General features: G+C 44.8%; 4 protein-coding genes. 1 reads left to right on the top strand and 3 read right to left on the bottom strand.

The genetic code is table 11. The features are described 5' to 3' along the window. A partial coding sequence (locus FHQ23_RS09605) for a hemagglutinin repeat-containing protein (RefSeq protein ID WP_176552296.1) occupies nucleotides 1-247 on the top strand: 247 nt, incomplete at its 5' end. Between the two features lie 33 nt (nucleotides 248-280). On the opposite strand, the gene yfaE is transcribed toward FHQ23_RS09605, so the two are convergent. The 3 genes from yfaE to nrdA form a co-directional block, all read right to left on the bottom strand. Continuing rightward, nucleotides 281-538, bottom strand: a complete 258-nt coding sequence (gene yfaE / locus FHQ23_RS09600; RefSeq protein WP_139614129.1) for a class I ribonucleotide reductase maintenance protein YfaE — start codon at nucleotides 536-538, stop codon at nucleotides 281-283. A 72-nt stretch (nucleotides 539-610) separates the two neighbouring features. Continuing rightward, on the bottom strand, nucleotides 611-1,741 hold the full coding sequence (nrdB, locus tag FHQ23_RS09595; RefSeq protein WP_139612306.1) for a class Ia ribonucleoside-diphosphate reductase subunit beta: 1,131 nt from the start codon (nucleotides 1,739-1,741) through the stop codon (nucleotides 611-613). Nucleotides 1,742-1,787: 46 nt separating this feature from the next. After that, on the bottom strand, nucleotides 1,788-4,058 hold the full coding sequence (nrdA, locus tag FHQ23_RS09590) for a class 1a ribonucleoside-diphosphate reductase subunit alpha (RefSeq protein WP_139614128.1): 2,271 nt from the start codon (nucleotides 4,056-4,058) through the stop codon (nucleotides 1,788-1,790). Between the last annotated feature and the right edge of the window lie 383 nt (nucleotides 4,059-4,441).

The following is a 4,441-nucleotide window of genomic DNA, read 5'->3' as shown; positions in this document are numbered from 1 at the left end:
AAGTGTGGTAGGGGATTGTGTTTGGTTCAGTGATGGTGTGAATATCAACCTGGAATCGGTACAAGACACCTATTCTAACCGCAGCGACAATAAAAACAGTGGTTGGAGTGTAGGTGGTTTTATCGGCACAAATGGCAACAGTTACGGCTTAGCGATTGAGGGTTCAGCACAGGTAGGAAAACGACAGTGTGATCCAGAAAAACATGGTACTGAACACCGACAACCGGATATTTTGCTGACAACCTGACGATTAGCAATTGATATGGAAGTAAAATATGAGCTAAAACTCAATCTCCAAATCGCTTTCCACTGTACAACAACATAATAAAATCTCATCGGCGGATAAAAACGCTAATGGCGTTTCCGTATAACTCACTTTACCACTCAGTAACTTTACTCGACATGAGCCGCAGTAGCCGGAGCGGCACTGGTATTCATGCAAAATTCCATGATTTTCCAAGGTTTGCAGCAGGGAAGTGCGGTTGTCGTGTTCGACAGTACGCTGTTGCTGCGGTAGGGTGATTTTATGGATTTTCATTGCGAAACAAAACCGCTCTTTTGTTGTGAGACATTGGATCAATATAACAAAAGAGCGGTATCGAAAAGGGAGTTACAGGTTAAAATCGCCGAAATCGTCAGCGTCGATTTTGGAATCGATTTGCCCAACCAGATACGAGCTGACCTCCACTTCTTGTGGTGCGACCTGTACGTTGTCAGACACCAGCCAAGCGTTAATCCACGGAATCGGGTTGGAACGGGCTTGGAACGGGAGCGGTAAACCGACTGCCTGCATCCGGATATTGGTGATGTATTCGACGTATTGGCACAGAATATCTTTGTTCAAGCCGATCATTGAGCCGTCTTTGAACAGGTAATCCGCCCACTCTTTCTCTTGTTCTGCCGCTGCCACGAACAGATCGTAAGCCTCTTGTTTACACTCTTCGATGATTTCACCCATTTCAGGATCGTCTTGTCCTGATGCCATAATGTTTAAAATATGCTGGGTACCGGTCAAATGCAGGGCTTCGTCACGGGCGATAAATTTAATGATTTTGGCATTGCCTTCCATCAGGTTGCGCTCGGCAAAGGCAAACGAACAGGCGAACGAAACATAAAAACGAATTGCTTCCAGCGCATTAACGCTCATCAGGCACAGATACAGTTGCTTTTTCAAACTGCGTAAACTGACTACGCATTCTTTGCCGTCCACGGTGTAAGTGCCGGCACCGTACAGGGTGTAAAGCTGGGTATCACGGATAAAGTCATCGTAATAGATAGAGATGTCTTTGGCGCGTTTGATGATCTCTTCGTTGGTGACGATGTCATCGAATACCACTGACGGATCATTGACGATATTACGGATGATGTGTGTATAAGAACGTGAATGAATCGTTTCCGAAAACGTCCATGTTTCAATCCAGGTTTCCAGTTCCGGCAACGAAACCACCGGCAGCAACGCTACGTTAGGGCTACGGCCTTGGATCGAATCCAATAAGGTTTGATATTTTAAGTTGCTGATAAAAATATGTTTTTCATGTTCAGGCAAGGCTTGATAGTCGATGCGGTCTTGCGATACGTCGATCTCTTCCGGTCGCCAGAAAAACGATAGTTGTTTTTCAATCAGTTTTTCAAACGTTTCATATTTTTGTTGATCGTAGCGCGCTACGTTCACATTTTGACCGAAAAACATCGGCTCTTTCAGTTGATCATTTTTAGTTTGCGAAAACGTGGTATATGCCATGTTGACCTCTATTGATTAAATTATGCTAAAAGGATTGTTACCTCAATTAAATTTTGCACGCACCGCCGGAGCAGCTGTCGTCAATATCATCTTGATTGTCGTCGGCACCGTCGCGCGTGTTTTGATAATACAGGGTTTTTAATCCGTATTTATATGCCGTCAATAAATCGCCCAACAAGCGTTTCATCGGCACTTTTCCATCTTCAAAGCGTTTCGGGTCGTAGTTGGTATTGGCTGAAATCGCTTGATCGACAAATTTCTGCATAATACCGACTAATTGCAAATAACCGTCATTGCTTGGAATATCCCACAATAATTCGTAATTTTCACTTAAGTTTTCATAATCCGGCACCACTTGGCGCAAGATTCCGTCTTTGGACGCCTTGATACTGACGTGACCGCGCGGTGGCTCGATGCCGTTGGTGGCATTGGAAATCTGCGACGAAGTTTCTGACGGCATCAGCGCTGTCAGAGTAGAGTTGCGCAAGCCGGACTCTTTGATTTCTTGGCGCAAACTTTCCCAGTCGTAGTGCAGCGGCTCTTGGGTTAAACCGTCGATGTCTTTTTTATAGGTATCGATTGGTAAAATTCCTTGAGCGTAGGTGGTTTCGTTAAAATAGCGGCAAGGTCCGAGTTCTTTTGCCAATTTATTTGAGGCTTTCAACAAGTAGTATTGAATCGCTTCAAAAGTGCGGTGCGTCAGATCGTTGGCACTGCCGTCGGAGTAACGCACGCCGTGTTTTGCCAGATAATAGGCGTAGTTGATCACACCAATACCCAGTGAACGACGCCCCATTGAGCCGATTTCAGCGGCTTTGATCGGGTAGTCTTGATAATCCAACAATGCATCTAATGCACGTACTGCCAGTTCTGACAACTCTTCTAATTCATCTAAATGTTCGATTTTGCCTAAGTTAAATGCCGACAGAGTACATAGCGCAATTTCGCCATTTTCATCATGGAAATGCTGTAATGGTTTGGTCGGCAGGGCAATTTCCAAACACAGATTGGATTGGCGCACCGGTGCAACTGCTGGATCAAACGGCGAGTGGGTGTTGCTGTGATCGACGTTATGGATATAAATCCGCCCAGTCGAGGCGCGTTCTTGCATCAGCAATGAAAACAGCTCACTGGCTTTGACTGTGCGTTTACGAATCGAATCGTCCGCTTCATATTTTTCATACAGCTCGTCAAAACGGTCTTGATCGGCAAAAAACGCTTCATACAAGCCAGGTACATCAGACGGGCTGAACAGGGTGATGTTGCCGTTTTTGATTAAACGCTGATACATCAATTTGTTCAGTTGCACCCCGTAGTCCATGTGACGCACTCGGTTGTCTTCCACACCGCGGTTGTTTTTCAGCACCAACAGGCTTTCGACTTCTAAATGCCAGAATGGGTAATACACTGTTGCCGCGCCGCCGCGCACCCCGCCTTGCGAGCAAGATTTGACTGCGGTTTGGAAATGTTTATAGAACGGAATACAGCCGGTGTGAAATGCTTCGCCGCCACGGATCGGGCTGCCCAGCGCACGAATAGCACCGGCGTTGATGCCGATGCCGGCACGCTGAGAAACATATTTGACGATAGACGCAGCGGTCGCATTAATCGAATCCAAGCTGTCACCGCACTCGATCAACACACAAGAGCTGAATTGACGGGTTGGGGTGCGCACACCGGACATAATCGGGGTCGGCAGCGAGATTTTAAAGGTGGAGGTTGCATCATAGAAGCGGCGCACAAAATCCAGACGGGTTTCTTGCGGATATTGACTAAATAAACAAGCCGCAACCAGCAAATACAAAAATTGTGCCGACTCATAAATTTCGCCGGTCACACGGTTTTGTACCAAATACTTGCCTTCTAGCTGTTTCACAGCGGCATACGAGAAATTCATATCACGCCAGTGGTCAAGGAAGCTGTCCATTTCATCCCATTCTTCGCGGCTGTAATCAGTCATCAACGCTTCATCGTATTTGCCCATGCGTACTAATTTTTTGACATGATCATACAGGCGCGGCGGATCGAAATGACCATAGGCTTTTTTACGCAAATGAAATACCGCCAGACGTGCTGCCAGATATTGGTAATCCGGAGAATCTTTGGTGATTAAATCGGCAGCCGCTTTGATAATGGTTTCATGAATATCTGAAGTGCGGATACCTTCGTAAAATTGGATGTGTGAACGCAGTTCAACCTGTGAAACCGAGACATTATCCAGCCCTTCTGCAGCCCATGTGATCACGCGGTGGATTTTATCTAAATCAATCGGCTCCAAACGCCCATCACGTTTGGTGACCATCAATGCTTTATTCATTTGATTACCTATATCCCATCAATTTTGAGTCTATTGAAATAAGTGTATTGAAAGTAGTTGAAGATGATTATTTGAACACTATATGTGGTGTTCAATTGAAAACGAGATACAAGATAATGTGTCTGGTGGGAAATATCAAGTATAAAATTTGTCGTAGAAAAGGATAAAAAAGATTGACATTGAGCGAGTGATTGAAAATTCAAGGCTAGCGTGATCGTTGCTTTGCAGACAACAAAAATTTATTTAAAAAATTGTGAGCGACAGCACAAAATAACAGCGAAGATAATCTACAAAGTACTTAAAAAACACAGTACTTAAAAAAACAAAGTACTTAAAAAAATAAAGTGCGGTTGAACAACCGCACTTCAGATTATTGACAAAGA

The organism is Testudinibacter crocodili (genome assembly GCF_006228025.1).
Taxonomy (GTDB): domain Bacteria; phylum Pseudomonadota; class Gammaproteobacteria; order Enterobacterales; family Pasteurellaceae; genus Chelonobacter.
This window is presented reverse-complemented; position numbering and strand designations above follow the sequence as displayed.